The following is a 3,734-nucleotide window of genomic DNA, read 5'->3' on the forward strand; positions in this document are numbered from 1 at the left end:
CGCTGGTACTTGTCCTCGACCTGTCGCGCGTGGCGCCATTTGCGTCCATCGACCACAGCCCGTGCGCGCACCGCCTGCAGCAGTGCCAGCAACTGGTCCTCGTCGAAAGGCTTGGTCAGGAACTCCACGGCACCGGCACGCATGGCCTGGACCGTCATCGGGATGGTGCCGAAGCCGGTCATGAACACGATCGGCCACGGCAGGGCCAGTTGGCGCAGCGCATCCTGCACCTCCAGGCCGCTGGTCCCGGGCAGATGCATGTCCAGCAGCAGGCAGGCGTAGGGGGTTTCCAGGCGCGCATCGAAAAGCGCCTCGGCACTGGCGAACAGGTGATGCGGGATATCCTGGGCGCGCAGCAGCCGGCCCAGCGCCGTGCGCACCGATGGGTCATCGTCCACTACCAGCACCGGCACGTGCGTGCTGTCGACCAGCGGCTCCAGGGTGGAGGTGCACAGCGGCGATTGAGCAAAAGCCTTGCAAGGTACTTCCAGGCTGATATCGGCGGCCAGGCGGTAACCGCGGCGTGGCACGGTCTGGATCAGGCCGTGATTGGCAAAGGCCTTGCGCAGCAAGGACACCTGCACCTGCAGGTTGTTGTCCTCCACTACCGTGCCGGCCCACACCTGGCTGAACAGTTCCTCCTTGCCGACCACCCGGCCTTTGGCCTTGATCAGCGTGGCCAGCACCTCGAATGCACGCCCGCCCAACGCGATCGGCTTGCCGTCGAGAAACGCTTCTCGCCGCTCCAGCGACACCTGGGCATTACCTATTCGGATCATGGCTTCCTCGCACGGGGACGGGCGTTCGCGCAGCCCGGGCAGCCTAGGCCAGCGCACGCATTCAGACAATTATCCCGAGGGATAGGTTGGCTCAAGGACTATACAAGCGCCCGGCAAAGGCCTGGGGGCGATAACGGACAACGGCGTGCCCGTTACGGCCAAGCGCGCTGCAAGCCGCATCCACAGGGGGGGCGCTGCGTATACTCGCGTCTCATGATGTCGCTAGCAGGGGTGCCCGATGCTCGATGAACGCCTCGCCCACAGGCCCATCGATTTTGACCAGTCGATCGATGAGGGCTGGTTGAACCGCTGCGACATTACCGCGCTGGGCCAGGAAGGTGAACTCAGCTACTTTCGCCTGCACGACCCCGCCAGCCAGCAAGCCTGGATTGCAGTGCGCGCTCCGCTCGAAGCCCCTGCCGCCTGCCAGCGGCTGGAACGTGATTACCGCCTGCAACTGGACCCGCAGTGGGCGGTCATCCCGTCGGCATTCGTACGCTCCGCCGAAGGCCCGCTGCTGGTGTACCCGGCCGGCCGCTCGGTCGCCGACCTGATCGCCAACGGCCCACTGGCGCTCGCGCCGTTTCTCGATATTGCCATGAACGCGGCCAACGCCCTGGCGCTGGCCCACGAAGGCAATGTGCTGCATGGCGCCCTGCAGCCAGCGCATGTGTGCCTGCAGGGCAACCAGCGGGTGCGCCTGAGCTGCTTTCGTGCCGACCCGGCGCAGTTGATCAGCGAACAGGGCACCCCGCTCGGCAACTGGGCGTACCTGGCGCCGGAACAGGTCTGCCCGCACGGCAGCAGCAGCGACCGGCGCAGTGACATCTATGCCTTGGGCGCGATCCTTTACCAGCTACTGCTGGGCGAGCTGCCGCTGACCGGGCGCGACACCCCGCACTGGCGTCAGCTGCATGCGGGAGTGCAGCCGCGCGCCGCCTGCGAAGTCGAGAGCAACGTGCCGCAGCCGCTGAGCCGGATCCTGGCCAAGGCACTGGCCAAGGAACCCGATGCTCGCTATCAGAGCGCCCGCGCCCTGGCGATAGACCTGGGCCACTGTCAGCGGCAATGGACCGCTACCAGAACCCTGCCGGCCTTCGAGCCCGGTTGCGCCGACCCGGTCTCGCCAAGCCGCGAGCGCCTGTATGGCCGCAACGCCGAACAGAAAGCCATCACCCTGCTGCTCAGGGCCATGCGCCGCGACAGCACCCCGCAGGCCCTGCTGATCAACGGCCCCGCTGGCATGGGCAAGTCCAGCCTGGTCGAAACCACGCTGAAAACCTGCGCCACCGGCCATTGGGCAACTGGCAGATGCAACAGCCTGCAGCAAGCGGTGCCGTATGGGCCGTGGGTGGAGATACTCGGCGCGCTGACTACCCAGTTACTGGCCAAGAGCAGCGAGGACCTTGATGCCCCGCGGCGCGAGATACTGCGCCGCATCAAAGGCCACGGCCGGCTCCTCGGCACGCTGGCACCGGACCTGCAGTTGATCCTCGGTCCCCTGCCCGAGCTGCCAGCGAAACCCACGCGCCTGGCCTTGCAGAAGGAGCTGCGGGCCATCGTCGAGTTCCTGCAAGTGTTCAGCCGCCCCGGCCACCCGCTGGTGCTGTTCCTGGACGACGTGCAGTGGGCCGATGATGCCTCGCAGCGCCTGCTGGCTCAGCTACTGGCTGACCCGCCTGGCAACCTGCTGCTGATCTTCGCCAGGCGTACCGATGTGGCTGTCGGCAATGCCATGCCCACCTTGCCGGCAACCCTGCGCAGTACCACGCTGACCCTGCGTCCGCTGGCCGTTGGTGCGGTAGCCGAACTGATCGGCGAGCGCTACCACGTCGGCCCTGAGCAAGCGTTGCCGCTAGCCGGGCTGGTGCACGAAAAGACCGCGGGCAACCCGTTTTTCATCAACCAGATTCTCCGGGCCATGGTCGAAGACCAGCTGTTCACCTTCGACACCCAGGCCATGCGCTGGTCGTGGTGCCTGCAGGCAGTGGCCCGCCACCGCTATGCCGACAATGTTGCCGACCTGATGATCCACCGCCTGACACGCCTGCCAGCGGCGCAACGCGATGTGCTGCGAGTCGCCAGCGCGGCCGGCAACCGATGTGATGATGGCTTGCTCCACCAGGTCCTCGCAGAGCCACCAGGCGAACCGTTGAAAGCCTTGATTGCCGCCGGTTTCCTGTTGCCTGGCCAGAAAGGCCTGGGCTTTGCCCATGACCGGGTAATGGAGGCGGCTTACCAGCTCACGCCGATACCCGAGCGTGCCTCGCTGCATGGGCAGATTGCCCAGGCCATGCTCGGGGCCTGGCCCGAGCATTTGCACGAAGTGCTGTTCGAACTCGCCCACCAGCTGCAAAGCGCCGACCCATGCGGGTTTGCAGCGAACGACCGCGAAGTGTTCCTGCAGCTTTTGTGCGAAGCGGCATCGCGCACCCGCGACAGCGGTGCCTTTGCACAGGCAGTCAGCTACCTGCACACGGCCGACCAGCTACTGAACCACGGCGGCACGCTGCAAAGCCGCGCCAGCCATGGCTTTGCCATCGCCTGCATGGCGGCAGAGTGCGACATGCAACTGTCGCGCATGAGCGCGGCCGAGGCCCAGGTCGGCGTATGCCGGCAGCGCGCACGCACGCCGCTGGACCAGGCACGGGTGTGTCGGCTGCAGGCACGCCTGTGGACCTTGCGTGGTGACTATCAGGCGGCAATCGGCAGCGCCATGTCCGGCCTGGAGTTGCTGGGGATCCGCTTGCCGCGCGGGGTTGATCGGCAACACGTGGAGGCCAGCCATGCCCATGTGCTCAGCCTGATCGAGCAGAAGGGTCGTCACTGCCTGGAGTCGCTGCCACGCACCGATTCGGAGGAAGCAACGGTCGCCATCAGCCTGCTGGCGACACTGTCGTCATCGTTCTTCGTGCAGGACGACCTGTGCTTCCTGCACCTGGCCAAACTCATGGA

2 protein-coding genes are annotated in these 3,734 nt (G+C 66.2%); one reads left to right on the top strand and one right to left on the bottom strand.

Annotation, left to right across the window (positions count from 1 at the left end; all coding sequences use genetic code 11):
* On the bottom strand, positions 1-779 hold a 779-nt coding region (locus tag HP546_RS27540), incomplete at its 3' end, for a response regulator (protein WP_172232176.1).
* A 238-nt stretch (positions 780-1,017) separates the two neighbouring features.
* Between HP546_RS27540 and HP546_RS27545 the strand changes: the two genes are divergently transcribed.
* Positions 1,018-3,734: AAA family ATPase (locus tag HP546_RS27545; RefSeq protein ID WP_172232179.1), on the top strand; the 2,717-nt coding region annotated here is incomplete at its 3' end.

It is taken from the genome of Pseudomonas sp. CM25 (assembly GCF_013179705.1).
Lineage (GTDB): Bacteria > Pseudomonadota > Gammaproteobacteria > Pseudomonadales > Pseudomonadaceae > Aquipseudomonas.